This is a genomic window from Kriegella aquimaris (genome assembly GCF_900103215.1).
Taxonomy (GTDB): Bacteria; Bacteroidota; Bacteroidia; order Flavobacteriales; family Flavobacteriaceae; genus Kriegella; species Kriegella aquimaris.
Map to the genome: position 1 here is coordinate 195,642 of NZ_FNGV01000002.1, position 24,806 is coordinate 220,447.

A 24,806-nucleotide genomic window follows, 5' to 3' on the forward strand; every position below is an offset into this window, starting at 1 on the left:
ACAATATAGCACAGTTCTTAACAAATTATTAGCGGAATATGTTTGTTAAAAAATGTAAATTTGAGAATCACTTTTTTATAACTTAAAAACACATAATTATGGCTTTTGAATTACCAAAATTACCCTATGCCTATGATGCATTGGAACCCCATATCGATGCAAGAACCATGGAAATACACCATACGAAGCATCACAACGGATACACTACCAAGTTGAACGACGCTATCGCCGGAACTGACTTAGCCGACAAGTCAATTGATGATATTTTAACGGGTCTAGACATGTCAAATGCAGCTGTTCGCAACAATGGTGGCGGTTTTTATAACCATTCGCTATTCTGGCAAATAATGTCCCCTAATGGTGGTGGCGCTCCTTCTGGCGCACTTGCAGATGCAATCAATGATGCTTTCGGTTCGTTCGAAAGCTTTAAAGACAAATTTAGTGGCGCAGCAGGCACCCGTTTTGGGTCTGGATGGGCATGGCTTTGTGTACACAAAGGAGGTAAACTAGAAATTTGTTCTACTCCTAACCAAGATAATCCGCTAATGCCCGATACAGGTTGTTCCGGTCATCCTATTCTAGGATTGGATGTATGGGAACACGCATATTACCTAAATTATCAAAATCGAAGACCTGATTATATTAATGCATTTTTTAATGTTATCAATTGGGACAAGGTTTCTAAATTGTACGAAGCCAACAAATAAAAGTAGAATTAAAACTTTATTGTAAAAAGGTGCTCAAATTTTTGAGCACCTTTTTTATTTGGTAATGTATTCTTCATGATATAATTAAAACCAAATATCTCTTTTAATGTTGCCGTTTTGATCTTTCTTAGACAAGATTTAAAGGTAATTTAAAGTCGAAGGGTATTGACTAAGAGCGGATTAGAAATAGAAAAGGGCGGAGAAGTCTCCACCCTTTTCGTCCCAAATCTTACCATAAACTTAACCTACTTATGCTATGGCAGTGCTAAATTACTGGTATTACGGGAAATAAAAAAGGAATTTTAAGAAATTTTATGAGCTAAGCCCCAAAAAAAAGATGGTTCACTTTAATAAAAAGTGGGTAAAACCTTGTTAATTAGCGAGAGTAGCAAAATAAAAAGACGGAGCATTGCCCCGTCTTTTTCCCCAAATCTTACCATGAACTTAACCTACTTATGCTATGGTCCTCCAAAAATAATGAGAACAAAGCTCAGGAAAAAAAGTTTTAGATGAACACCCTAATCTATGGTTGAAATGTAATTGAGTGAAGGCTTTATTATGGGGGTGGGAGTTAAAGTGAAATTAGGTAATATGTATAAAATAAAAAGACGGAGCATTGCCCCGTCTTTTCCCCAAATCTTACCATGAACTTAACCTACTTATGCTATGGTTCTCCAAATATAAGGTGTTCTACGCCTTAAAATAAATTTCTTTGTTGAACGACTCATTCCTTTGTTAAAGTGTTCATTAGAGATTTCTAAGAACTAAAAAGTTCAATTTCTAATTTTGTTATTCGATAATTTGGCTGGAGGAGGTTTGTGCTTAAGCTATTGTCTGAAATGTAAATATCTAAAATAAAAAAGGTGGAGAAGTCTCCACCTTTTTTGCCCCAAATCTTACCATGAACTTAACCTACTTATGCTATGGCAAGCTCAAAAATAATGGTGTTAAATCTGTTGTGCGTATAAACCCGATAAAAAGCATGGATTATCGATAAAGTGTAAGAATTTCCGACTATGTGCTAAAATGTTAATATGCACGCTCATTTTTTCCTTCATAAAAATTGATAAAAGCCTTATTGACTACCCGATTTCCTCCAGGCGTGGGGTAGTTACCTGTAAAGTACCAATCTCCTAAATTCTGGGGGCAAGCAACATGCAGATTTTCAATAGTTTGGTATATAATCTGTACCTCTGACTTGATATCTGCCGGACTTAAAAGTTCGCCAATTTTCTTTGAAATTTCGAGAGCTGAGAAAGGGGCATAGAATTCCTTTACGTAGTTGATGACATCTTTGTCTTTCGAACTTACCTGATCTAGACATTTTTGATAAATATCATCGATTTTTTGCTGGGTTCCCCTTTCTTGATGTAAGGCCAATGCGGCCTTAAAAGCAATAAAATCTTCAAGTTTTGCCATATCGATACCATAACAATCAGGGTATCGGATTTGGGGCGCTGATGATACAACTATTATTTTTTTTGGCCCCAAGCGATCTAGAATTCCGAGAATACTTTTCTTCAGGGTAGTACCCCTTACAATACTATCATCGATGATTACAAGATTGTCACCTTTATTGACCGATCCATAAGTAATGTCATAGACATGGGCTACAAGGTCATCACGGCTACTATCTTGTGTGATAAACGTGCGAAGTTTAGCGTCTTTTATGGCTACTTTTTCAATTCGGGGGCGTACCTCCAATATTTCGTGAAGCTGATCACTGGTAATTTTAGAACCTATGGCTAGTATTTGTTCTTCTTTTTTCTTGTTTAAATAGTTTTGAGCTTCTTTAACCATACCGAAAAATGAGGTTTCAGCGGTATTTGGAATATAAGAAAAAACTGTATTTTTTATATCGTTGTCAATCGATTTCAATATGTGGGGGAAAAGCAGCTTTCCAAGTTCCTTTCGTTCTTGATAGATTTCTTTGTCGCTTCCTCGAGAAAAATAGATGCGTTCAAAAGAGCAGGCTTTTCGTTCGACAGGTTCGAGTATCTCATTAAAGGTAACGCTACCGTCTTTTTTGATGATGATGGCATGGCCCGGCTCCAATTCTTTAATTTCTTCATATTTAACATTAAAGACAGTCTGTATCGCTGGTCTTTCCGATGCTACAACGACAACTTCATCGTCTTTATAATAATAGGCAGGTCTGATGCCAACCGGATCTCTAAGTACGAAAGCATCGCCGTGGCCCAATAAACCGGCCATAGCATAACCGCCGTCCCAGTTTTTGGCTGCACGCCTAAGAATCTTAGCTACTTTTAATCGGTCGGCAATTATGGGTGAAGCCTCTTGTTTCGTATATCCTTCTTTTTTAATTTGCTTGTATAGTTTGGCAACGGCATCATCGAGAAAATGACCTATTTTTTCCATTACGGTCACGGTATCTGCCATTTCCTTTGGGTGTTGCCCTAGTTGTATCAGATTGTCGAACAGTTCATGCACATTCGTCATGTTAAAATTACCCGCGACAATAATATTTCGATGCATCCAGTTGTTTTGTCTAAGGAATGGATGTACACTTTCAATGCTGTTCTTGCCGAATGTGCCATACCTAACGTGACCAAGTAAAACCTCTCCTATATAGGGGATGTTTTTCTTCTGAAGTGCAACGTTGTCTTTGTATTCAGGATGCTCTACAAAAGCTCTATTGACACGTTCATTTATTTGGGCAAAAATGTCTTGAATGGGCTGTTTTGCGATGGAACGTACTCTGCTCATATAGCGCTCACCCGCTGTCATATCTAATTTAATACTGGCAAAGCCCGCGCCATCTTGACCGCGATTATGCTGCTTTTCCATCATTAGATACATTTTATTGACCCCGTAAAAGGCGGTACCATATTTTTCCTTATAGTACTCCAAAGGTTTTAACAACCTTATCACAGAGATTCCACATTCGTGCTTAATAGCGTCGCTCATTTTTATAGTAAATTAAAAAAGCCCCGATTCATCAGGGCGTATATTATCGTAATTCAATATCAAATTGTGTTAAGGCCTTAAATTGATGTAGCCTTTTTTCTATCTGCTTCCTGTCGAGGTCTTGCATCCGCTCTGTACCGAAACGCTCCACACAAAAGGAAGCCAAGTTCGACCCATGGATAACAGCATTCTTCAAATTGTTAAATGAAATATTATCGGTTGCCGCCAAATAACCGGCAAAACCACCCGCAAACGTATCTCCTGCTCCTGTTGGGTCAAAAACCTCTTCCAGGGGAAGCGCTGGTGCAAAAAACACCTTGTCTTTGTGAAATAGTAGTGCGCCGTGTTCTCCTTTTTTTATTACCACATATTTTGGACCCATTTTTTGAATTTCGGCTGCGGCCTTTACCAAGGAGTACTCCCCGGTCAGTTGACGTGCCTCTTCATCATTTATGGTAATTACGTCTATATGTTGAATAACTTCCGTTAATTCTTCCAAAGTATTGTCCATCCAAAAGTTCATGGTATCCAATATGATTAACTTTGGTCGTTTTTTCATTTGGTTTATTACACTTAATTGAATACTTGGGTGTAAGTTTCCAAGCATAACAACTTCGGCATCCTTATAATCTTCAGGAACAATAGGGTCGAAATCAGCCAAAACATTAAGTTCGGTCGCTAAAGTGTCCCTGGTATTCATATCATTATGATACTTGCCTTTCCAAAAAAAGGTTTTGCCTCCTTTTACTATTTTAAGGCCAGAAATATCAATATTTCTAGATTTTAGAAGATTTAAATACTCGGATGGGAAATCGTCTCCAACTACAGAAACAATTGCCGAATCTAATCCGAATTGTGATGCTGCGAGACCAATAAAAGTCGCTGCACCACCCAAAATCTTATCTGTTTGCCCAAAGGGGGTTTCAATGGCATCAAAAGCAACTGTGCCAACAATCAAAAGCTTGCCCATCTCGTTTTAGAAATTTGTTGCAAATATAGGGTTTTGCTTTGCGAATTGCGAGCAGGCTTGCCATCAAATTTAAAAGGAATCGTTTTAATGTAGGAGAAAATCTTTTAACGGTCGGCATAAAAAATTAATAGCCAATATTTTGGGGGTCAGGAGTAAATTTTTAGGAAAAGGGAGGTTCGTTGATAATAAGGACTCACCTGACCTTTTTATAAATTAAGCAAATTCGGAAACTTCATCTTAAATTATTGTTTTGAGCCGTATGAACTGAGAAGAAATAGGTCCCTCCTTTTTGTTTAGTCGCTTTCCAAGGTGATATCGACCGAGACTGGTTGGTGGTCAGATGCATGTGGGTATTCTGACCATATGTTTCCGTTTTGCATTTTTTTAATTATCTGCCCGTTCGACGTCCAGCCTAATCTGTTTTTAGAATATAGGATATGGTCTAGCCACACATAATGGTAGTTGTAATTGAAATTGAAAATCGGATCAGCGAATCGTGTCGTGCTCACATCCAATTTTTGTTCCGTATCATAAATGGCATTGCCTAATATGAATTGGGGTTTCCAGATGTCGCCCATTAATTTTTCGATACCGCTACCAAGAATTTTCTTTTCGCTTACATCATACCCAGGGCCATCGTTTACATCGCCACAAACAATCAATGGAATATTTTTTGTGTCGTCATTGGTCAGGTAAGGCTCGATGAAATCTGTTCTTAGATGAACGGCACTAGCAAATATTTTGCGTCGATTCGAAATCGATTTTTCCCACCATTTCCCCCATTCCAACAAATCAAAAATACCTTTACTCTTCAAATGAAGGCCTAAGATGCGAAAACGTTCCCCATTTTTTAATTTAACCTCAGAGTATAGTGGTTTTCTTTCGTATTTGTATATTTCTATAATTCCGTCGTTTTCATTGTCTAGTTGAAAATCATCGAAAACAACATTGTTCACTGTATTGTAATTAATTATCGGATTTTGGTCGTCAAATTTATCAGTGTCTGTGCGAATGGCGATACCTATACATTGGGTAGAGCCTTTTGTCGCCTGTATATAGGTTTCCCATGTTCCAGTTACATCTTCGTCAAAAAAGAGTTGGAGCTCTTTGGTGCGATTTTGGCCTTCTATAATTACAATTATTTCTGGCTGAAGTTCATCGATTACCCCCGAAAGGTCTTTTCTTCTTTCGAGTACCGTAGTGCTCCTCGAATGTTGGGGTTTGTGGTCGTCTGCATGAAAATTGCCATCTCCATCGAATAAATCGTTCATCCATTCCATGTTCCAACAAAGAAGTTTAACGGTCATAACTGATAAATTTTATGAATCAATACTGCGGGAATTGAATATACCAAAAATAATCTATACTGTAAGAATCTACGTTAATATTTGTTGTCAAATGGTTTGTCCTAGATTATTTTTGGCAACAAAATTCTTAGTGGTTCTTGTAATGGGCGCATTTTGATTACTTTCTACCAAAGTCAGCCGGAATTTCGCCCCATGCCTTAGTTTCCCATTTCACAACAGGTGTATCGTATGAGTTATTTTCAAGCCAAAGAAGGGCTCTTCTTACCAAATCGAATATTACTTTGTTTTTGGACGTTTCCTTAAGTTTCGTGTTGCAGGTTTTTTTGCGCACCCAACTCATCGCCGTGCGAGAATCGGTATAAATGATTCTATCGCTTTTGCGTTCTTTTAAAAAGGCAAGCCCATGTACAATGGCCAAAAACTCACCTATATTATTTGTGCCTTCTGCAAATGGCCCCTGCTTGAATAATTTCTTTCCTGTTTTGGTATCGACCCCTTGGTATTCCATAATTCCCGGATTACCGCTTGATGCGGCATCGACCGCGATTGAATGATAGTTAGGGCGACCGATCTTAAGCAATTGTTCCGGTGAAAGTAAGAGTTCCCCCTTTTTCTTCCCCTTGAAATCATCATAATTGCCATTATAGGCCTTTTTGGCTGTTTCGAAAGTTGCAAAAGATTTATACTGAGCGCCTTTATAGCCTGTAATAGCAGCTTTGCAATCTTTCCATGTGGTGTAGATACCTGGCCTTTTTCCCTTCCAGACCGTATAAAACTTTTCTTTTTTTTGAGCCATTACGTTTTAGGTGCTAACAGTTTTTCCAAGGTTGAGGGATAGTGTTCGTACTCCAGTTTATGTACTTTTTCGGCAATCATTTCAGGAGAATCGTCAGGTAAAACAATGGTTTTTGCTTGATAAATAATGGCCCCTTCATCGTAATTTTCGTTTACGTAGTGTATAGTTATGCCCGTTTCAACGTCATTGTTTTCCCTGACAGCTTTGTGAACATTCATACCGAACATGCCTTTTCCTCCATATTTTGGTAATAAAGCAGGATGAATATTGACGATTTTTTCTGGAAAGTTTTCCAAAATATTATTGGGCATTTTCCATAAAAAACCTGCAAGTACGATGAGATCAGGATTAAATGAACGTACTATTTCAAGCACACAATCTGAACCATAAAACGCTTGTCGATTGAAGTATAATGCATTGATTTTTAATCGATTGCATCGGTCTATTACCTTTGCGTCCCTTTTGTTGGTCAGTACCCCGGCAATGGTCACATTGGAGTTGTTTTCAAAATAATTCACTATATTTTCGACATTGGAGCCGGAGCCCGAGGCAAATAGAACGATGCTTTTCATGGTGTGGAGGACATTACCAAAATGGAGAATGATTTCTTGGGCTAAAATACCATTCTTGAATTAAAATTTCTTAAATTACCAGACATTTTAACGACAAATGGTGTTATTCATCCAAAGTTTTTTATTTTTGCCATCAATTTAAAATTTTTAAAACCAATATTATTATGTCAGACATTGCATCAAGAGTAAAAGCTATCATCGTTGATAAATTGGGTGTTGATGAGAACGAAGTAGTGCCAGAAGCTAGCTTTACCAACGACCTAGGGGCAGATTCATTGGATACCGTAGAGTTGATTATGGAATTCGAGAAAGAATTTGATATTCAAATTCCAGATGATCAAGCTGAGAATATCGCAACTGTTGGCCAAGCCATAAGTTATATAGAAGAAGCGAAGTAATTTTATGATTTCTTGAATAAGATCTAAAATTATCCATGTGGTAACAGTATCGCATGGATAATTTTTTTTAATTTACGCTAGGCTTAAAATTAATCAAAATTTGATTTAATGCAATTAAAGCGAGTTGTAGTTACTGGCTTGGGTGCTTTAACACCCATAGGTAACAATATTGAAGAGTATTGGAACGGTTTGGTAAACGGTAAAAGCGGCTCAGCGCCGGTCACGTATTACGATACCGAAAAGTTTAAGGTAAAATTTGCCTGTGAACTAAAAAATTATTCACCGGAAGACCATTTCGATAGAAAAGAGGCACGTAAACTTGATCGTTTTGCGCAATATGCCTTGGTATCTTCTGATGAAGCGATTAAAGACTCTGGAATTGATTTAGACGTAGTCGATAAATTTCGCGTAGGCGTTATTTGGGGTGCCGGAATAGGCGGACTCGAAACTTTTCAGAACGAAGTGATGAACTTTGCCCAAGGCGATGGTACACCACGATTCAATCCTTTCTTTATTCCCAAGATGATTGCAGATATTGCACCCGGCCATATCTCTATAAAGCATGGCTTTATGGGGCCAAACTATACAACTGTATCAGCTTGTGCTTCAGCGGCGAATGCGATGATTGACGCTTTGAACTATATTCGTTTGGGGCATTGCGACGTTATTGTAACCGGTGGAAGTGAAGCAGCGGTTACCATAGCGGGTATGGGTGGATTTGGAGCAATGCATGCCTTGTCAACAAGAAATGAAAGTCCTGAAACAGCTTCAAGACCTTTTGATGCCACCCGTGACGGTTTTGTTCTTGGAGAAGGTGCAGGAGCCTTGATTTTAGAAGAATACGAACACGCCAAGGCACGAGGTGCGAAAATCTATGCCGAGGTTGTGGGAGGTGGACTCTCAAGTGATGCGTATCACATGACAGCTCCCCATCCTGATGGAATTGGGGTAGTTCAGGTGATGAAGAACTGCTTAAGGGATGCAGGATTAAAACCGGAAGATGTAGATGCCATAAACACACATGGTACTTCTACTCCATTGGGCGATGTAGCCGAATTAAAAGCTATTTCCCAGGTATTCGGAGAGCATGCTCCCGACATTAATATCAATTCAACCAAATCTATGACAGGGCACTTACTGGGTGCGGCCGGTGCCATTGAGGCAATTGCTTCGATTTTAGCCATGGAACACGGTATCGTACCGCCAACAATCAATCATACTACGGTCGACGAAAATATAGACCCAAAACTAAACTTGACACTGAACAAAGCACAGAAACGCGATGTCAAAGTGGCCATGAGCAATACATTTGGGTTTGGAGGACATAATGCCTGTGTCGTCTTTAAGAAAATCAGTTAAGTTTAATAATGAATTTTACTTCCAAAATATTCAATTCCCATTCTAAGGAGGATGGGGATTTTTTTTTGGGAATAAAAGCAATTCTTGGATTCAAGCCCAAAAACCTTGACATTTATAAGAAGGCCTTTTTGCATCGTTCGATGAACAAAAGGGATAAAGAAGGTATTCCGATGAACTATGAGCGGCTTGAATTTTTGGGCGACTCTATGTTGGGGACGATTATTTCAAAACATTTGTACGCCGCAGTTCCTGAGGGAGATGAAGGTTATCTGACTAAGATGCGTTCGAAGATAGTAAGTAGAAAGCACCTCAATGAGTTGGGTAAAGATCTTCAGCTCATAAAATTTGTAGAAAGTAGAATTCCTAAATCTCATTTTGGTGATAATATTCACGGCAACGTTTTTGAGGCATTGATAGGTGCGATTTATCTTGATCGGGGGTACCAGTATTGTGAAAAGTTCATTGATGAACGGGTCATTGAACCTTATGTCGATATTGAGCAATTGGAAGGTAAGGTTATCAGCTATAAAAGTTTGATAATTGAATGGTGTCAGAAACAGAAAAAAACGTTCAACTTCAATGTTTATGAAGATACTGGAAACGATGCCGTCAAACATTTTGCGGTTAAATTATCGATTGCGGGCAACGTTGTAGCTAAGGCCAGGGCGACCTCTAAGAAGAAGGCAGAGGAGAAGGCTTCAAAAAGGGCGTATTTTGCACTACAAGATAGAATGAGCAAGCCCAAAACCTAGGTCTAAAGCTAACTATAACGTTTTAGTAATAGATCTATCATCCAAACCTAATATCGTATTAGGCTTTGTTGGTTATAACTCCTATATTTACGTTTTTGTACGACCATGGTTGCAGTACACAAGATTTCCGAAGATTTTTATGAAATCTCTTTTAGTTTAATTGCGATGCATTGTAGTTTAGAAGACCACGCAATGGCCTATGAACTGAATAAATATTTAAAATTAAATTTTAAAAGGTGTGCCAAGGATTTAGACCTGAAAACACATGTTTCTTTTCCCATTTTTGAGTGGAACGATGATGTAAAGGAAGAGCACTGGGCCTTAATAGCAAACAAAAGTCAAAACGTAAACACTGAAGTGCGAACAGATCTTTTTCAAGATGAACCATTGTACTCAACAGACTATTTGATTCCTGAGTACAAAGAAGTTGATTACTTTTTGAAAATAGAACAAGAAGCCATAGCGATGGGAGGAAATCTCCTCAAATCCATTCTTTCCATACCAAAGGTTGTTTTAGCCTACAATGTGGACACCGAAAATCTAAAATCTAAAAATAATTTAATTTTTTAATTCAATGCCAAGTATAAAAAAGACAAAGATAGTTGCCACATTAGGCCCGGCCACTAGCAAAAAAGAGGTGCTAAAGAAAATGGTCGAAGCCGGTGTCGATGTCTTCCGGATAAATTTCTCCCATGCCGATTATGATGACGTTGCCGAGCGCATAAAAATGATTCGTGAGCTTAATGAAGAAATGGAGACGAATACTTCGATTCTTGCCGATTTACAGGGCCCCAAACTTAGAGTAGGGGTAATGGCCGGTGAAGTAGTCGTATCACCAGGTGATGAAATCACTTTTGTTACCGGGGAACCGTTCGAAGGTACCAGCGAAAGGGTATATATGAACTATGATACTTTTCCAAAGGACGTAAAGGCAGGCGAACGCATCTTATTGGATGACGGAAAACTCATGTTCCAAGTGCTTTCTACGAACGGAAAAGACCAGGTAAGGGCGAAGGTGATCCAAGGAGGACCGTTGAAATCCAAAAAAGGGGTGAATTTACCGAACACGAACATTTCGTTACCGGCACTGACCGAAAAGGATATAAAGGATGCAATTTTTGCCATATCTCAGGATGTCGATTGGATTGCACTTTCTTTTGTGCGTTTCAGCCAAGATCTTATTGATCTTCAGAGTATTATAAAAGAACATTCAGAACACAAGATTCCGATTATTGCTAAAATTGAGAAGCCGGAAGCTGTTGAGAATATCGATAAGATTGTTGCTTATTGCGACGGTTTGATGGTAGCAAGGGGCGATTTGGGTGTTGAAGTGCCCGCACAAGAAGTTCCATTGATACAAAAGCAATTGGTATTACGAGCCAAAAAGGCAAGAATACCTGTTATCATCGCTACCCAGATGATGGAAACTATGATTACCAGTCTGACCCCGACTAGGGCAGAGGTAAACGATGTCGCAAACTCCGTTATGGATGGTGCTGATGCCGTAATGCTTTCAGGCGAAACTTCGGTAGGTAATTACCCTGTTGAGGTTATTGAAAAAATGTCAAGTATCCTAAGAAGTGTTGAGGGATCTGAATTGATTCAAGTACCACATGATCCACCGCATATTAGAACGAAGCGGTACATTACAAAATCGGTTTGCTATCACGCGGCGATAATGGCCAATGAAATTCAGGCGAAGGCCATATCAACATTGACCAACAGTGGTTATACGGCCTTTCAGATATCCGCTTGGCGGCCCAGTGCCCATATTTTAGTGTTCACCTCGAACAAAAGAATATTGACGCAGTTGAGCTTGCTCTGGGGGGTGAAGGCATTCTTTTACGATAAGTACGTTTCAACCGATGAGACTATCGAAGATGTGAACGGAATTGCTTGTAAAAAGGGATATTTGGAAGTCGGCGATATGCTTATTAGTCTTGCCGCCATGCCAATAAAAGATAAAGGAATGGTAAACACGCTAAGGGTTACTGAAATAGAGAGCTGTAGCTTTTAGGAAACACCTATAATAGTATTGATAAAGACCGATTTCCATATAGATATATGGAAATCGGTCTTTTTTTATGCCTTTGAATTGTAAGTTACAAACTGAAAATATGACCAATAGGCTTCACGAATTCCATTCATTATGATGTTTGAGTTTCATGATTCTAAAATTGGTTCTCTTTTTGCACTGACTAGTGATATAAAAGTCAATGAAAAACGTTTTTCCAACACAAATGACAACATTACTATTGTTTGGAATAGAAACGAGGTTACCGTTGTGCTTGAGGTTGATGGTTTAGAGGTCGCTTTGCTGCCTGGTCAGTTGCTGACCACCACATATTTGCAGCATGTATCATATAAAAAAGCGCAGCAGCCGTTAACTGCCTTTTTGTTCAACAGAGAATTTTACTGCATTGTAGATCATGACAGCGAGGTGTCGTGTAATGGAATTCTTTTTTTTGGCACTCAAGACCTTCCTATTATACAAATACCAGCCGATCAAGAACGAAAGTTTAACACGCTATACGAAGTTTTTGTTGACGAATTTTCTACACCACGCGATAATATTCAGGGCGATATGCTACAAATGTTATTAAAACGATTGATCATTATCTGTACGCGCTTGGCAAAACAACAGTTGATAGTCAAGACTCTTGACAATGACCAAATAGATATCATACGAAAGTTCAATGTCTTGGTAGATACAAATTTTAAGTCTAAACGTAAAGTAAGTGATTATGCCGATATGCTCTTTAAGAGTCCCAAAACCCTTTCCAATCTATTTGCCATATATAACCAGAAGTCACCGCAACAAATAATTTTAGAGCGTGTGGCTTTGGAAGCAAAAAGACTTATAAGTTTTAGTGATAAACAAAATCAAGAAATAGCCTTTGAGCTAGGGTTCAATGACCCCGCACATTTCAGCCGTTTTTTCAAGAAAATGACCTCCTACTCACCTACCGAATTCCGGACAATCGGCGCATTGTCGGTCTAAAGGGAAATTTGTGCAAGCCTTCGGGCAATCCTTCATAACACCTCCCTTGCATTCTGTCTCATCTTTGCAGTGTAATTAAAAATATCACCAGATGAAGACAAAGCATATATCTATTTTCAACTTAATTGAAATTTTCCGGACGCCCAAAAGACCAGTGTGGAACACTATCAATTCGGAAACACATTGTGAGCAAAAGCATCACCACGATTTTTATTGTGATACGGATAGACCTTAATTAAATACAAACAAAAATTTTAATGAATAATCAGTCCATTTCCAAAAAGGGATAGGTCATAAATGTTTAAAAGTTATGAGCAAATTTAAAGTACCCACTAGAGAAGAAGTAAGTACGAAAAACCAAGGTATTTTCGATAATTTAGAAAAAGCAGTTGGTTTTGTACCCAATTTATATGCCACTTATGCGCATAGCGAAAATGCTTTGGAGAACTATTTAAATCTAAGCGGAGCCAAGACTTCGTTAAGCAATAAAGAGAAAGAAGTAGTGAACCTCGCTGTAAGCCAGGTAAATAATTGTACGTATTGTTTGGCAGCACATACGGCGATGGGTAAGATGAATGGTTTCAGTGATGGCGAAATTTTGGAGCTGCGAACAGGAAAAGCCTCTTTTAATGCCAAATTGAATGCTTTGGCGGCCTTAGCAAAGAACATTACTGAAAATAGGGGCGCTACCAACACTATTGTTATTGATGATTTTTTTAACGCGGGATGGACAAAAGAACAGTTGATCGACACCGTAGTTTTGGTTGGAGATAAAACCATATCGAACTATATCCATAAAACGACAGATGTACCCGTAGACTTTCCCGCTGCCCAACCTTTGGAAGCAGTTGAAGTATAACAGTAGATGGTAGGTCATGCATTATTCTTGACCATACTTTCCGTTAAAACATATAATTCATAAACTTTAAAAACAAATCATGAAAAAGATAATCACACTAGTTACATTACTATTCGGTGTAGTATTTTCAATAAATGCGCAAGATGGGCAAACTTCCAAGGTCATTTCTTTGGAGCAGACTCCCGGTGAATTTACCCAAAAAGGAATTACGGTTTCCGCTGGAACTTATGTTTTCGCCGTCCACAATAACGAAGTGGGGCACGATGTCGGTTTTGTATTGGTAGAAAAAGGAAGAGATGTTAGTAAACCGGAAAACCATATTCAAACGGCCTATGTAACGAAAGCTGTTGCCAATGGAAAAACGCAACATTCAAAACCTACTGTCTTACAGGCGGGAGAGTATATATACTTCTGCCCTTTAAACCCTACAGCTATTGATAATGTCTTGGTTGTGAAATAAGAAGATTATGTTTGGTGTTTATTAGCCTTAAAGGTCATTTGACCTTTAAGGTTTTTTTTTGGAGTTAATACCGATTAGTTAGTAATTTAACGATGTGAAAATTGGGGCGGGTATAAACTCAAGACAAGTCCATGATATAAGACATAACTATGTTAAAAGAATTACAAGAAAGTTACGGAAAGGTGTTTGAAGAAGACCTGATCAACGAAATAATCCAGGTAGGCACCATTAAGGAGGTCCCCGAAGGATTTAAGTTGATTGAGATCGGTGACTATATAAAGAGTATGCCCCTTTTAATTTCAGGCGCAATAAAAGTTTTACGCGAAGACAGTGATGGCGATGAACTGCTATTGTATTATTTAGAACGGGGCGAGACTTGCTCGCTTACGATGACCTGTTGCATGGGAGATTCAAAAAGTGAGATTAGGGCCATTGCCGAAACCGATACCAAACTTATCATGATACCCGTGGCTAAAATGGAAGAATGGACAGCAAAATACAAGTCATGGAGGAATTTTGTGTTCGATAGCTATCACACTCGATTGAATGAGCTTTTGAATACCTTGGATACTATTGCCTTTAGTAAAATGGACGAACGTCTTATTGCTTATTTGAAAGAAAAAGCAAGAGTCAATAAAAGTAATAGCGTTCAAAATACCCATCAAGAAATTGCATATGAATTGCATAGTTCTAGAGTGGTTATTTCGAGGCTGTTAAAGAAGTTAGAACGAATGGGCAAGATTGAACTGCACAGAAACTACTTAAAAATCATATCATTATAAGAGGTTTTGGCAAATGGCGACATATTGTATGTTGAAATGAGCACATATCTTTGAAGTCCAGACCCAAATAGGATGCCAAAGCTAGTATTCCCAATATTCTAATGGTAAGAGAGGGAAAAAGCCTTTCAATGAAAAAGGAACGGCTTTGTAACTTTGGTCACTGTGCAATGGATGGTACCTAACTACTTTTGATTTTAAATAGTGACAGATAATACTGCCATATTTCTGAATTCCCTTTTGGAGAAACCATTTACCTGTATTGTACGGGAAGTTATCGAAGCATGATAAGCATGGATATTCAAAAGTCGGGGCATTCATAATATGATAGATGTGGCAGGAGGTTTCGGGGCAATCAAAGAAGCGGGCGTACCAGTTTCTGACTATGTCTGTCCGACTGAACTCTAATATCAATTAGTAAAATAATAAATGGATAATTCAAGTGGTATTTTATACGATGCTTTTAAAAGCTAAAAAAGAGATTTCTGTTTCGGGAAATTTCTTTTTATTTCTAAAGTGACCACGATAATTACGTTGGTCTTATCCGTATTTTTGTACTGCTTATTCCAAAATACCATCCTTTTATGGAAGACATGCTTTTTTACGATCGGATGCAATTCGCCTTCACGATAACTTTCCATTACTTATTTCCGCAATTAACCATGGGACTTTCTTTAATGATCGTCTATTTTAAGTGGAAATTTTTACGAACCAAGCTTGACATATATAATGATGCGGCCAAATTCTGGATGAAAATTTTTGCCTTGAATTTTGCCATGGGTGTGGTAACGGGTATACCCATGGAATTTCAATTCGGAACGAACTGGGCAAAATTTTCGGAATTAACAGGAGGCATTATTGGACAGACTTTAGCCATGGAAGGCATGTTTTCCTTCTTTTTGGAGTCCTCATTTTTGGGGATGTTCCTTTTTGGTGAAAAATTACTGGGTCAAAAACTTCATTTTCTTACCGGATTCTTGGTCTTTTTAGGGTCTTGGGCAAGTGGTTTTTTGATCATAGCGACGCATTCGTGGATGCAGCACCCCGTAGGTTTTGAAATAGTTGAGAACGGGAAATTCGTGCTCAACAATTTTTCCGCCCTCTTCTCAAATCCGTGGTTATGGCCTTCCTATATTCATAATCAGTTGGCCTCATTGATAACTGCGGCTTTTGTAGTCGCTGCTATCGGTGCATTTTATATCTTGAACAACAAGCATAGCGAATTCGGAAAATTGTTTGTCAAAACTGGTGTGCTATTTGGTTTGGCCGCTTCAGTTCTTGTGGCTTTCCCTACTGGTGATTGGGCCGCCAAAAATGTTGTTGAACACCAACCCGTTACTTTTGCTGCCATGGAAGGTATTTTCGAAACCGTTGATGGGGGCTCAGAAATCGTATTGATAGGTCAACCCGATACTGAAAACAAAAAACTGGATAACAAAATCGCCGTACCGAATGTGTTGAGTTTTTTGACCTATCAGAGATGGGACGCTCAAATAAAGGGGCTGAACGAATTCGATGAAAAAGATTATCCTACCAATATTCCCGGGCTTTATTACGCCTACCATATTATGGTAGGTTTAGGTACCGTTTTTATAGCATTGATGTTCGTAGCGGCCCTACAGCTTTGGCGTAAAAAGTTATACAAAACCAAATGGATTTTATGGGCGCTCGTTTTTGCACTGCCCTTTCCCTATATCGCCAACACTACCGGATGGTACACCGCTGAACTTGGTAGGCAGCCGTGGTTGGTCTATAATTTGATGCGCACTGCTGATGGGGCATCACCTACGGTATCCGCTGGAAACACCCTTTTCACACTATTGGGTTTTGTAGGGCTGTACCTATTGCTAGGGATGTTGTTTTTGATTTTGGTGGGAAAAATAATAAACAAGGGACCTGAAACCGCAAAAGTTTAATTATGGAGTTATTTTGGTATATCGTTTTGATGGGGATGTTGGGCATGTACGTCGTACTTGATGGCTATGATTTTGGGGCCGGCATTGTTCACTTGTTCTTTGCAAAGAAAGAAAAAGACAAAAAAGCCATCACCAGTGCCATAGGTCCTTTTTGGGACGCTAACGAGGTGTGGTTGATTGCTTCTGGCGGGGTGCTTTTTTTCGCTTTTCCTACCCTATATGCGTCGTCTTTCAGTGGTTTTTACCTGCCTTTGATGATGATTTTGTGGTTGTTGATCTTTAGGGCCATAGGCTTAGAGCTAAGGGGACAAGTACACAACAGCTTATGGGAAAGTGTTTGGGATAAGGCCTTCGGAATTTCTAGTCTGCTTCTGGCATTGTTTTTCGGGGTTGCCTTGGGAAATGTGGTTCGGGGCGTGAATTTGGGTATTGTAGAAAATGGAGTTTCTACGCATGAGGCGCATTATTTCTTTTTGCCCTTGTGGAACGCAACCTTTAGCCCAACAGCCGAGCACCTCGGCATTATCGATTGGTTTACCCTTCTATTGGGTGTTATCGGAGTAGTGACATTGACTATTCACGGGGCGAATTGGATTATTTTCAAGACTAATGCCGACTTGAACGAAAAGCTCAAAAAAGTGATTTTCCGATTGAATTTTGTGCTATTGGCCTTGGTAGTAGTTTCCTTATTGGTATGGCATGTGATTGAACCGAAACCTTTTCATAATTTTATCGAAACCCCTTGGTTGTGGGTCTTCCCCGTAATTACATTTGCGGGTCTTTCCGGTCTGTTCAATGTCAAAAGATTCAAAAAAGACGGTCAAGGGTTTTTGTTTTCTACGCTTTTCTTGTTGGGAGGTTTTGCTACCACGGTAGCATCCATCTTTCCTAATGTGTTGCCCTCGACGAATGATGTAAATCCGTCTTTGACGATTTATAATGTTGCCGCCGATTCGTACGGACTTACAGTCGGATTGAACTGGTTCGTCATAGCCTTGATTCTTGTGATTATCTATTTTGTGATACAATATCGGGTCTTTAAAGGCAAAATGGACGATATTGGATACGGAGACCATTGAAATCTTTTGTTTGCCTACGTTTTTCTTGGTCCCATTCTTTTGTAACAAATGTTACATAACTTCATAATGAAATCACCTTTCTTTGCATTTAACGACGTTACTTCATGAATTTAATATATGAACCTTGGCCTTGGTATGTTTCGGGCCCACTGATTGCTGTCATAATGTTTTTGTTGATAATGATTGGCAAAAAGTTCGGTATGTCATCAAACCTACGCACATTATGTACCATTTGCGGGGCTGATAAAACCACTGATTTCTTTAAGTTCGATTGGAAGGCCCAGCGCTGGAACTTGGTGGTGGTGGTCGGTGCTATAATCGGAGGTTATATAGGTTCTCATTGGCTTTCACCGGATGTTGCCGTAGCAATAAACCCTAAAACCATCGGCGACCTGAACTCGTTGGGTTTTGAGAGCGCAGGAAAAGCTTATTTACCTACCGAATTGTTCGATACCGCTGCATTGACAGATATAAAAAGCTTGGTGCTATTGGCAGTTGGTGGCCTACTCGTCGGTTTTGGTGCAAGGTATGCCAATGGGTGTACTTCTGGCCATGCCATATCTGGGCTTAGTAACTTGCAACTGCCATCATTGATAGCCGTAATCGGTTTCTTTATTGGTGGTTTGGTAATGATACATTTAATATTTCCCCTTTTATTCTAAACGATGCGCACACTCTCATATCTATTTATAGGCATATTTTTCGGAATTGTAATGTTCAAGTCGGAGGCCGCTTCATGGTTCCGGATTTATGAAATGTTCAAGTTCGAATCCTTTCACATGTATGGTATTATTGGTTCTGCCCTGGTCATTGGTATTGCTATGGTACAATGGATAAAACGGTACAATATCAAGTCGTTTTACGGGGAGAAAATTCTGTTTATGCCTAAAGAAAAAGGTATCAGGCAATATCTTTTTGGAGGTATTGTCTTTGGTTTGGGGTGGGCATTGGCGGGTGCTTGTCCGGGCCCCATGTTTACATTGGTAGGAGCAGGTTATGTGCCTATTTTGGTCGTTATTTTTGGTGCCATGCTAGGCACTTATCTATATGGGGTACTCAAAGACCGATTGCCACATTGATTATGATAATGAAGACAATTGCTTTTTGGTAAAATACACGCTATTGTATTCCAACGGTACAAAAGCCATATCAACGCTTAAAAACGGTTGTAACTTTATATTACTCGATAAAGATATTGTCAGACACCAAATGAATATGAGTCCCAACGCGATTAAACGTATGTAAACCGAATAAATTTCGACTTAATAAGTGCATGAAGTAATTGTCGAACTAAACAAATGATGCCATGGAATCTAAAACGAATATAGACCTGATGCTTTTTCTTAATTTTCAGAGTACCACTAATTTATTACAGGAAAGCGACAATACTTGGGAACAAAAAATCAAATCCGATCCGTTATTGACCACAGGGCGTTTATTTGCCTTTCCCGAATTTTTGGAATTTTATTCATAAATGCCAGTCCACCCAAACCAGATGTTCCGTTGAATAATTAGGCCTACATTGGTTTTTCATTTGCCAAAAGCAGAGCACCGGATTACGGTTAATCAATTTTGAAAAAGTAAATCGGGCACTTCGAAAAAAAGTAAGGCAACCTCTCCAGGCCCATCATTGCGAGGTACGAAGCAATCTCTCCATTAAGATACAAAGCAATTGGAGGTTATTAATGCGTAATACCAGCCTTCTCAAAGTTTCCATTTCATCATTTCTTGAAAAATGGTACATTAGTACAGTTTGATACAATTCTACAATCATCTGTAACTATGAAATTATCCAAAGTATATTCCCATGTTATAATAATACTGACGCTTTCGGGGTGTCAGTATGATTTTTATGGTCAAGACCGTCCTAACATTCTATTCGTTATCAGCGACGATCAATCGTTCTTGCATACAAGCTTTGAAGGGTCTAATTTTATAAAAACGCCTGCTTTCGATAGGGTAGCCCGCGAAGGTGTGTATTTTTCGAATTGCTATGCCGGTTCTCCGGGCTGTGCCCCTTCAAGAAGTGCCATCATTACGGGAAGGCACCATTGGCAAAATGAACAATCTGGCCAACATGCTTCCGCATGGTTGAAAAAACATGTTCCGTTTGTCGACCTGATTGAGAAGAATGGATATTCAGTGGGACGAACGGGTAAGGGTGTGGGTCCTTTTCAATATGCGCGAACGGCAGAAGATTCACTATGGCGAAAATCGGATGCTGCAGGAATCGCCCATAGCAATATAAGTTACGACGGACAAGAGGACGAGCGTTTTGCCGAAGGCATCAGTACAACTAATTATTTCGAAAATTTCAAATATTTTTTAGAGCATGATGAGGGTGACGCACCATTTTTTTTCTGGTATGGAGGTCGAGAACCACATCGGAGATATGAAAAAGGATCGTGGAAAAATAGGTCGAAAAGGTTGGAAGATGTTGATGTGCCGGAATTTCTTCCGGACAATGATGAGATTCGGGGCGATTTGTTGGATTATGCCGTAGAAATTGAATGGTTTGATCTTCATCTTCAAAGAATGCTCGATTATCTTGAGGAAATCGGGGAATTGGAAAATACCATTGTCATCGTAACGGCCGATAACGGCATGCCCTTTCCTCGGGCCAAGGCAAATAGTTATGAATATGGCGTGCATGTACCGTTGGCCATTAGATACCCGAAAGGGTTTTCATCAAATAGAATTGTTAATGATGCCGTCGGTTTTGTAGATATTGCACCGACGATTCTTGAGATAACGAATACGTCATCTAAAGGAATGCTTCCGATTACCGGAAAAAGTATTTTACATATTTTAAAAAGAAAGGAAAATGGCCTTGTTTCAAAAAAAGAGCGCGCCGTATTTTCGGGCAGGGAGCGTCATTCTTCTTCGCGGTATTTGAATTGGGGATATCCGCAAAGAGCCATCCGAAAGGGAGATCATCTTTTGATTTGGAACATGAAATCGGAACGTTGGCCGGCAGGTGCTCCCCAAAAATTCGACGCAAACGATTCGTTACAATTACTTCCGATGCATGGTTTGGACGAACAACATAAATACATCCCCAACGGTGCCTATACCGATATCGATGATTGCCCTTCAAAAACATATCTCATCGAAAATTATGAGGTAGACGAAATTGAGCCCTATTTCGAACTGGCGGTTGCCAAACGACCCGAATATGAACTTTTTAATGTGACCGAAGATCCCGCTTGCTTAAAAAATCTATCCGGTAAGCAGTCGTTCAAAATCATTGAAAAAGATTTAAAAAAGGAATTGTTGGAGGAATTGAAAAGAACCAACGACCCACGTATTGTTGGTCCTGACCGTGAAATATTCGATAGTTATAAGAGATATTCCCCGATGCGAAAGTTTCCCAAACCAGATAAAACCTAAGCGTATCGAAACGAATAGCAAATGTGACAATTGGAATCGACTTATGCATCTTCTTTAGCGTTTTTTCAGAATGCTTGCTCTTCGTGCCAATCGATATTGTCAAAAAACCGCTAAATTCGTAGGGTTCCTAATTATCGAATTAACCGTTACCATGAGTTTTCGAAGCCTATTTTTTCCAATGATTATTTTATGCTTGTACCCTAATTTCAGTTTTGGTCAAGAGGTAAAGAACGTACCCGAGGCTTTTAAAGCATTAGACACAACGCCGGAAGTAATCGTTTTGAAAAATACCCTAGATGTACCTACTGCTAACGGTCATTTTCAGGGAGTACAGGTGATGGTAAATAACGGTGTCGAAAAAATACTTATCTCTGGGAGTTCACAAACCACCGCCTATGTTTTACAGGCCGATTTGGCGACACAAAAAACGGACAGGCTTATTCCTTTGATGAAAGAACCTTTTAGACATGCGGGAGGCATTCAGGTTAGCGAACCGTATATGGTAGTGGGAATAGAGGACAATGTGATTAAGACGGCCTCAAAGGTTTGTCTGTATAATTATAAAACGGGCAACCTTTATAGGGCCCGACAAAATATGATTATCAAAAGGCAGGGTGAAGTGGAGTTACAAACTGCTGGGGCTACGGGTTTGTTGGCCATGAAGAATGGCTATCTTATGTTGGTTAGCAATTGGGACAGCCGCAATTGGGATTTCTACCGTGTGAACCCTAAAACTGGAAATCAAAAAATACTCAAGAGTTTTGCGGCTCCTGACGATTGGGCCGGCTATCAATCGATTAATTTGATTAAGGATGACGAAGCCATTTATGCCATTGGAACTTATGAAGAAGATGCGTTAAGCTATGCAGATTTAATTCTTGTAAGTAACCGAGGTACCTTCGAGCCGATAATGAAAAAAGTGCTTAGCAAAGCTTTTTATTGTAAAAATGGAGTTGATTTTGGAGGTGCTGCAGGCCTTCAAGTCGACAATCAAGGAGCATTGCACCTATGGGGAACCCAAAAAAGTGCGGTGCGCCAAATCACGATAAACCGATTTTCACAACAATAAACCCATCATTGCAAGGAACGATGCAATCCGTCAAGTTCCTCATTGCGAGGCACGAAGCAATCTCTCCACCAAGGCACGAAGCAATCTCTTGAAACAATCTGCTCCGTCTCGACTTTGACTACGAGGCACGAAGCAACCTCTTCCTAGAGGTCCCGAGTAAGCAATAACCTAAAACCCTTATTTTTCTGACACGCCTATACTAACTCGTGCGGCTATTTTTAAAAAGTGTAAATTAGTGTATAATCGGTGGACCTAATAAGTATACCTATAGCGCCTGTAAATTGAAAAAAAATTGAGTTTAGATTGAAATGAAGAATAAAGAGCAACCGACGCAGCTTTTTTTAAAGTGGTTTGACGAAGAATTAAAATTATCAAAAGTCCGTATTCCGACAGCAGTTTGCTTGTCTACCATGGGAACAGATGATTTCCCCAACGCTAGATTTGTTTCCTTTAAAGAGTTAATTGATGATTCGTTTATTATTACGGGCCCGTTAAATTCGAGAAAGGGACTTGAAATTGAAAACAATAATAAGGTAGCATTGACTTTTTGGTGGACGGAAACAGAAAGGCAGGTTAGAATTCAAGGTATTGCTTCAAAAATATCTGATCAACTTGCAGATAAATATTTTGAAGCGCGCAACACAAATTCTCAAGCGGTATCTTTAATTTGTGAGCAGGGGAAAGAAACTGACAATCTGAAAAAACTGGAACAAAAAGTGTTGGATAAAGTTTCGGAAAACACCAAAATAAGCAGGCCGCAGAATTGGAGTGGATTTTCGATTAAACCGACACGAATTGAGTTTATGGAATTCAAGAAAACAAGGTTTCACGAAAGAAAACTTTACCAAGTTGTAGCTGATGATTGGACTTTAAAAAATATACAACCCTAGGAAAAAGTCCGTGGAAAACCAATACGCAGTTAGTTTTTATGGGAGAATAAATAGAGCGTCATTTTAAAACAGCACAAGGTTTCATGAAATATTTTTCAATACGCATACTTATTTTAGTGTTGCCGTTTCCATCTTTGATGCTTGCTCAAGGTGCTTTTTGGCCAAGACACGTAATAGATTCTTCATTTAGTGGGGCAGATGGAGTAAGGCTGGCAGATTTAAATAATGACAACTTAATGGATATTGCCACGGGTTGGGAAGAAGGTGGCTTCACCAAGGTTTATGTTCATCCCGGGTACAATTTGGTAACTGAAAAATGGCCATCCGTAATTGTAGGAAATACGCCCTCTGTTGAAGATGCCGTTTTTGTAGATCTAAATAATGATGGGGCTGTTGATGTCATCAGCAGTACGGAAGGAAAAAATAGAAAGGTTTATATCAATTGGGCACCAAAAAATCCGGAAGACTATCTTGTTTCCACGAAATGGACCAGTGAGGTTCTTCCGGTTTCTGATGGTCTCATGCAATGGATGTTTGCGATTCCTTCTCAGATAGATGGCATCAACGGAATGGATTTTATTGCTGGAGCCAAAGGGGCAGAAGCGAAAATCGGATGGTTTCAAGCGCCGGAAAATCCAAATAACTTGATCGACTGGAAATGGCACCCCATTAGTTCGGCAACTTGGGTGATGTCGCTTCTGGTTAAAGATATAGACGGTGATGGCGACCTTGATGTTGTAACCTCTGACCGTAAACCGGGACCGACAAATGGGGTTCGTTGGTTATCGAATCCCGGAGAAACTGGAAAGCAATCTCAAGAATGGGCGAACCACTTTATGGGGGCAAAAGGTTTGGAGGTTATGTTTATGGATATGGCCGATCTTGATGGTGATGGATTGGAAGACGTAATTGCTACGGAATATACCCATCAGAAAATTGTTTACCTGCGAAAACTTGACCATACCGGTCTTAACTGGCAGCATTATAACATTGATATTCCTGAAATAACGGGTAGGGGCAAGGCGGTCAGCTTAGGCGATATCAATGGTGATGGCAAGCTTGACATTGTCTATAGCTCAAATACACTTGGCGACAACAGCAAGGAGGGTTTAATCTGGCTAACGTATAAAAATGAGCCTACCGATTCCGTTTGGGAATGGCATCATTTAAGTGGCCCCGAAGGTTATAAATTTGACCGCATCGAGCTATTGGATCTCGATGGCGATGGGGATTTAGATGTACTTACTTGTGAAGAAAATTACGGTGTAGATAGCCAAGGTCTTGGAGTGATATGGTATGAAAACCCATTGAACAATAAGGCCACTCACAAAAGATAGCCCCTTCATTGCGAGGTACGAAGCAATTCCCCTGCCAAGTCACGTAGTAATCTCTGTGGTACATCATTGCGAGGAACGAAGCAATCCCTCAAAAGCAATTTCGCTGTTTTAGACCATCATTGCGAGGTACGAAGCAATCCTTTCATCTAGGTACGAAGCACTACGTACCTTTATAAACACCTATCCTTCAAACACGACAATGTCCCAAAAACAATTCGTATTAAAAAATGTAACTTA

At 39.4% G+C, this 24,806-nt stretch carries 24 protein-coding genes and 1 pseudogene; 20 read left to right on the top strand and 5 right to left on the bottom strand.

Features of this window, described 5'->3' with window-relative positions; all coding sequences use genetic code 11:
- The first annotated feature begins 98 nt into the window (after nt 1–98).
- A complete protein-coding gene (locus tag BLS33_RS05945; RefSeq protein WP_089886530.1) occupies nt 99–707 on the top strand; it encodes a superoxide dismutase in 609 nt (202 codons plus the stop codon).
- A 1,029-nt stretch (nt 708–1,736) separates the two neighbouring features.
- On the opposite strand, the gene BLS33_RS05950 is transcribed toward BLS33_RS05945, so the two are convergent.
- From BLS33_RS05950 to purN, 5 genes are all read right to left on the bottom strand, one after another.
- Nucleotides 1,737–3,635 carry an amidophosphoribosyltransferase gene (locus BLS33_RS05950; RefSeq protein ID WP_089886532.1) on the bottom strand — a complete coding sequence of 633 codons (1,899 nt, stop codon included), beginning with the start codon at nt 3,633–3,635 and terminating at the stop codon, nt 1,737–1,739.
- A 43-nt stretch (nt 3,636–3,678) separates the two neighbouring features.
- Nucleotides 3,679–4,605, bottom strand: coding sequence for a PfkB family carbohydrate kinase (locus tag BLS33_RS05955; protein WP_089886534.1), 927 nt, complete (start codon nt 4,603–4,605; stop codon nt 3,679–3,681).
- 293 nt (nt 4,606–4,898) lie between these two features.
- Complete coding sequence (locus tag BLS33_RS05960; RefSeq protein ID WP_143017580.1) at nt 4,899–5,912, bottom strand: endonuclease/exonuclease/phosphatase family protein; 1,014 nt, start codon at nt 5,910–5,912, stop codon at nt 4,899–4,901.
- A gap of 157 nt (nt 5,913–6,069) precedes the next feature.
- Complete coding sequence (locus tag BLS33_RS05965; RefSeq protein ID WP_089886538.1) at nt 6,070–6,708, bottom strand: ribonuclease H1 domain-containing protein; 639 nt, start codon at nt 6,706–6,708, stop codon at nt 6,070–6,072.
- On the bottom strand, nt 6,708–7,280 hold the full coding sequence (gene purN, locus BLS33_RS05970) for a phosphoribosylglycinamide formyltransferase (protein ID WP_089886540.1): 573 nt from the start codon (nt 7,278–7,280) through the stop codon (nt 6,708–6,710). Before purN ends, BLS33_RS05965 begins: the two co-directional genes overlap by 1 nt.
- A 164-nt stretch (nt 7,281–7,444) precedes the next feature.
- On the opposite strand from purN, the gene BLS33_RS05975 reads away from it, so the two are divergent.
- The 19 genes and pseudogenes from BLS33_RS05975 to BLS33_RS06060 all read left to right on the top strand — a co-directional run bounded on the left by BLS33_RS05975 (nt 7,445) and on the right by BLS33_RS06060 (nt 24,569).
- Nucleotides 7,445–7,678 carry an acyl carrier protein gene (locus BLS33_RS05975; RefSeq protein WP_010519573.1) on the top strand — a complete coding sequence of 78 codons (234 nt, stop codon included), beginning with the start codon at nt 7,445–7,447 and terminating at the stop codon, nt 7,676–7,678.
- A gap of 108 nt (nt 7,679–7,786) precedes the next feature.
- Nucleotides 7,787–9,037, top strand: coding sequence for a beta-ketoacyl-ACP synthase II (gene fabF, locus BLS33_RS05980; RefSeq protein ID WP_089886542.1), 1,251 nt, complete (start codon nt 7,787–7,789; stop codon nt 9,035–9,037).
- 8 nt (nt 9,038–9,045) lie between these two features.
- Nucleotides 9,046–9,789 (top strand): ribonuclease III, encoded by a 744-nt coding sequence (rnc, locus tag BLS33_RS05985; RefSeq protein WP_089886544.1) that lies wholly within the window; start codon nt 9,046–9,048, stop codon nt 9,787–9,789.
- A gap of 105 nt (nt 9,790–9,894) precedes the next feature.
- A complete protein-coding gene (locus BLS33_RS05990) occupies nt 9,895–10,359 on the top strand; it encodes an IPExxxVDY family protein (protein WP_089886546.1) in 465 nt (154 codons plus the stop codon).
- 4 nt (nt 10,360–10,363) lie between these two features.
- On the top strand, nt 10,364–11,806 hold the full coding sequence (gene pyk, locus BLS33_RS05995) for a pyruvate kinase (RefSeq protein ID WP_089886548.1): 1,443 nt from the start codon (nt 10,364–10,366) through the stop codon (nt 11,804–11,806).
- Nucleotides 11,807–11,938: 132 nt separating this feature from the next.
- Entirely contained in the window at nt 11,939–12,790 is an 852-nt protein-coding gene (locus BLS33_RS06000; protein WP_089886550.1) for a helix-turn-helix domain-containing protein, read from the top strand.
- Nucleotides 12,791–13,100: 310 nt separating this feature from the next.
- Entirely contained in the window at nt 13,101–13,649 is a 549-nt protein-coding gene (locus BLS33_RS06005) for a carboxymuconolactone decarboxylase family protein (protein ID WP_089886552.1), read from the top strand.
- Between the two features lie 79 nt (nt 13,650–13,728).
- Entirely contained in the window at nt 13,729–14,109 is a 381-nt protein-coding gene (locus BLS33_RS06010; protein ID WP_089886554.1) for a plastocyanin/azurin family copper-binding protein, read from the top strand.
- Nucleotides 14,110–14,258: 149 nt separating this feature from the next.
- Entirely contained in the window at nt 14,259–14,891 is a 633-nt protein-coding gene (locus tag BLS33_RS06015; RefSeq protein ID WP_089886556.1) for a Crp/Fnr family transcriptional regulator, read from the top strand.
- Between the two features lie 218 nt (nt 14,892–15,109).
- Nucleotides 15,110–15,296 (top strand): annotated as a pseudogene (locus BLS33_RS25140) (rhodanese-like domain-containing protein); the annotation flags it as partial.
- Between the two features lie 176 nt (nt 15,297–15,472).
- On the top strand, nt 15,473–16,804 hold the full coding sequence (locus tag BLS33_RS06025; RefSeq protein WP_089886558.1) for a cytochrome ubiquinol oxidase subunit I: 1,332 nt from the start codon (nt 15,473–15,475) through the stop codon (nt 16,802–16,804).
- A gap of 2 nt (nt 16,805–16,806) precedes the next feature.
- On the top strand, nt 16,807–17,883 hold the full coding sequence (cydB, locus tag BLS33_RS06030; RefSeq protein WP_089886560.1) for a cytochrome d ubiquinol oxidase subunit II: 1,077 nt from the start codon (nt 16,807–16,809) through the stop codon (nt 17,881–17,883).
- Nucleotides 17,884–17,987: 104 nt separating this feature from the next.
- Nucleotides 17,988–18,545, top strand: coding sequence for a YeeE/YedE family protein (locus BLS33_RS06035; protein ID WP_089886562.1), 558 nt, complete (start codon nt 17,988–17,990; stop codon nt 18,543–18,545).
- Nucleotides 18,546–18,548: 3 nt separating this feature from the next.
- A complete protein-coding gene (locus tag BLS33_RS06040; protein WP_089886564.1) occupies nt 18,549–18,962 on the top strand; it encodes a DUF6691 family protein in 414 nt (137 codons plus the stop codon).
- 227 nt (nt 18,963–19,189) lie between these two features.
- The gene (locus BLS33_RS24810) at nt 19,190–19,357 is read left to right on the top strand and encodes a hypothetical protein (protein ID WP_176801346.1); all 168 of its coding nucleotides are present in this window, start codon (nt 19,190–19,192) and stop codon (nt 19,355–19,357) included.
- A gap of 308 nt (nt 19,358–19,665) precedes the next feature.
- Nucleotides 19,666–21,273: a sulfatase family protein gene (locus tag BLS33_RS06045; RefSeq protein WP_089886567.1), complete on the top strand. Its 1,608-nt coding sequence runs from the start codon at nt 19,666–19,668 to the stop codon at nt 21,271–21,273.
- A 178-nt stretch (nt 21,274–21,451) separates the two neighbouring features.
- Nucleotides 21,452–22,342, top strand: a complete 891-nt coding sequence (locus BLS33_RS06050) for a hypothetical protein (RefSeq protein ID WP_143017581.1) — start codon at nt 21,452–21,454, stop codon at nt 22,340–22,342.
- A gap of 308 nt (nt 22,343–22,650) precedes the next feature.
- The gene (locus BLS33_RS06055; RefSeq protein ID WP_089886572.1) at nt 22,651–23,232 is read left to right on the top strand and encodes a pyridoxine/pyridoxamine 5'-phosphate oxidase; all 582 of its coding nucleotides are present in this window, start codon (nt 22,651–22,653) and stop codon (nt 23,230–23,232) included.
- An 83-nt stretch (nt 23,233–23,315) separates the two neighbouring features.
- On the top strand, nt 23,316–24,569 hold the full coding sequence (locus BLS33_RS06060) for an FG-GAP repeat domain-containing protein (protein WP_089886574.1): 1,254 nt from the start codon (nt 23,316–23,318) through the stop codon (nt 24,567–24,569).
- Nucleotides 24,570–24,806 lie beyond the last annotated feature (237 nt).

Bases quoted from the DNA above. Each gene is read 5' to 3' on its own strand.
- BLS33_RS05945 (WP_089886530.1), top strand. From the start codon at position 99: ATGGCTTTTGAATTACCAAAATTACCCTATGCCTATGATGCATTGGAA.
- BLS33_RS05950 (WP_089886532.1), bottom strand. From the start codon at position 3,635: ATGAGCGACGCTATTAAGCACGAATGTGGAATCTCTGTGATAAGGTTG.
- BLS33_RS05955 (WP_089886534.1), bottom strand. From the start codon at position 4,605: ATGGGCAAGCTTTTGATTGTTGGCACAGTTGCTTTTGATGCCATTGAA.
- BLS33_RS05960 (WP_143017580.1), bottom strand. From the start codon at position 5,912: ATGACCGTTAAACTTCTTTGTTGGAACATGGAATGGATGAACGATTTA.
- BLS33_RS05965 (WP_089886538.1), bottom strand. From the start codon at position 6,708: ATGGCTCAAAAAAAAGAAAAGTTTTATACGGTCTGGAAGGGAAAAAGG.
- purN (WP_089886540.1), bottom strand. From the start codon at position 7,280: ATGAAAAGCATCGTTCTATTTGCCTCGGGCTCCGGCTCCAATGTCGAA.
- BLS33_RS05975 (WP_010519573.1), top strand. From the start codon at position 7,445: ATGTCAGACATTGCATCAAGAGTAAAAGCTATCATCGTTGATAAATTG.
- fabF (WP_089886542.1), top strand. From the start codon at position 7,787: ATGCAATTAAAGCGAGTTGTAGTTACTGGCTTGGGTGCTTTAACACCC.
- rnc (WP_089886544.1), top strand. From the start codon at position 9,046: ATGAATTTTACTTCCAAAATATTCAATTCCCATTCTAAGGAGGATGGG.
- BLS33_RS05990 (WP_089886546.1), top strand. From the start codon at position 9,895: ATGGTTGCAGTACACAAGATTTCCGAAGATTTTTATGAAATCTCTTTT.
- pyk (WP_089886548.1), top strand. From the start codon at position 10,364: ATGCCAAGTATAAAAAAGACAAAGATAGTTGCCACATTAGGCCCGGCC.
- BLS33_RS06000 (WP_089886550.1), top strand. From the start codon at position 11,939: ATGATGTTTGAGTTTCATGATTCTAAAATTGGTTCTCTTTTTGCACTG.
- BLS33_RS06005 (WP_089886552.1), top strand. From the start codon at position 13,101: ATGAGCAAATTTAAAGTACCCACTAGAGAAGAAGTAAGTACGAAAAAC.
- BLS33_RS06010 (WP_089886554.1), top strand. From the start codon at position 13,729: ATGAAAAAGATAATCACACTAGTTACATTACTATTCGGTGTAGTATTT.
- BLS33_RS06015 (WP_089886556.1), top strand. From the start codon at position 14,259: ATGTTAAAAGAATTACAAGAAAGTTACGGAAAGGTGTTTGAAGAAGAC.
- BLS33_RS06025 (WP_089886558.1), top strand. From the start codon at position 15,473: ATGGAAGACATGCTTTTTTACGATCGGATGCAATTCGCCTTCACGATA.
- cydB (WP_089886560.1), top strand. From the start codon at position 16,807: ATGGAGTTATTTTGGTATATCGTTTTGATGGGGATGTTGGGCATGTAC.
- BLS33_RS06035 (WP_089886562.1), top strand. From the start codon at position 17,988: ATGAATTTAATATATGAACCTTGGCCTTGGTATGTTTCGGGCCCACTG.
- BLS33_RS06040 (WP_089886564.1), top strand. From the start codon at position 18,549: ATGCGCACACTCTCATATCTATTTATAGGCATATTTTTCGGAATTGTA.
- BLS33_RS24810 (WP_176801346.1), top strand. From the start codon at position 19,190: ATGGAATCTAAAACGAATATAGACCTGATGCTTTTTCTTAATTTTCAG.
- BLS33_RS06045 (WP_089886567.1), top strand. From the start codon at position 19,666: ATGAAATTATCCAAAGTATATTCCCATGTTATAATAATACTGACGCTT.
- BLS33_RS06050 (WP_143017581.1), top strand. From the start codon at position 21,452: ATGATTATTTTATGCTTGTACCCTAATTTCAGTTTTGGTCAAGAGGTA.
- BLS33_RS06055 (WP_089886572.1), top strand. From the start codon at position 22,651: ATGAAGAATAAAGAGCAACCGACGCAGCTTTTTTTAAAGTGGTTTGAC.
- BLS33_RS06060 (WP_089886574.1), top strand. From the start codon at position 23,316: ATGAAATATTTTTCAATACGCATACTTATTTTAGTGTTGCCGTTTCCA.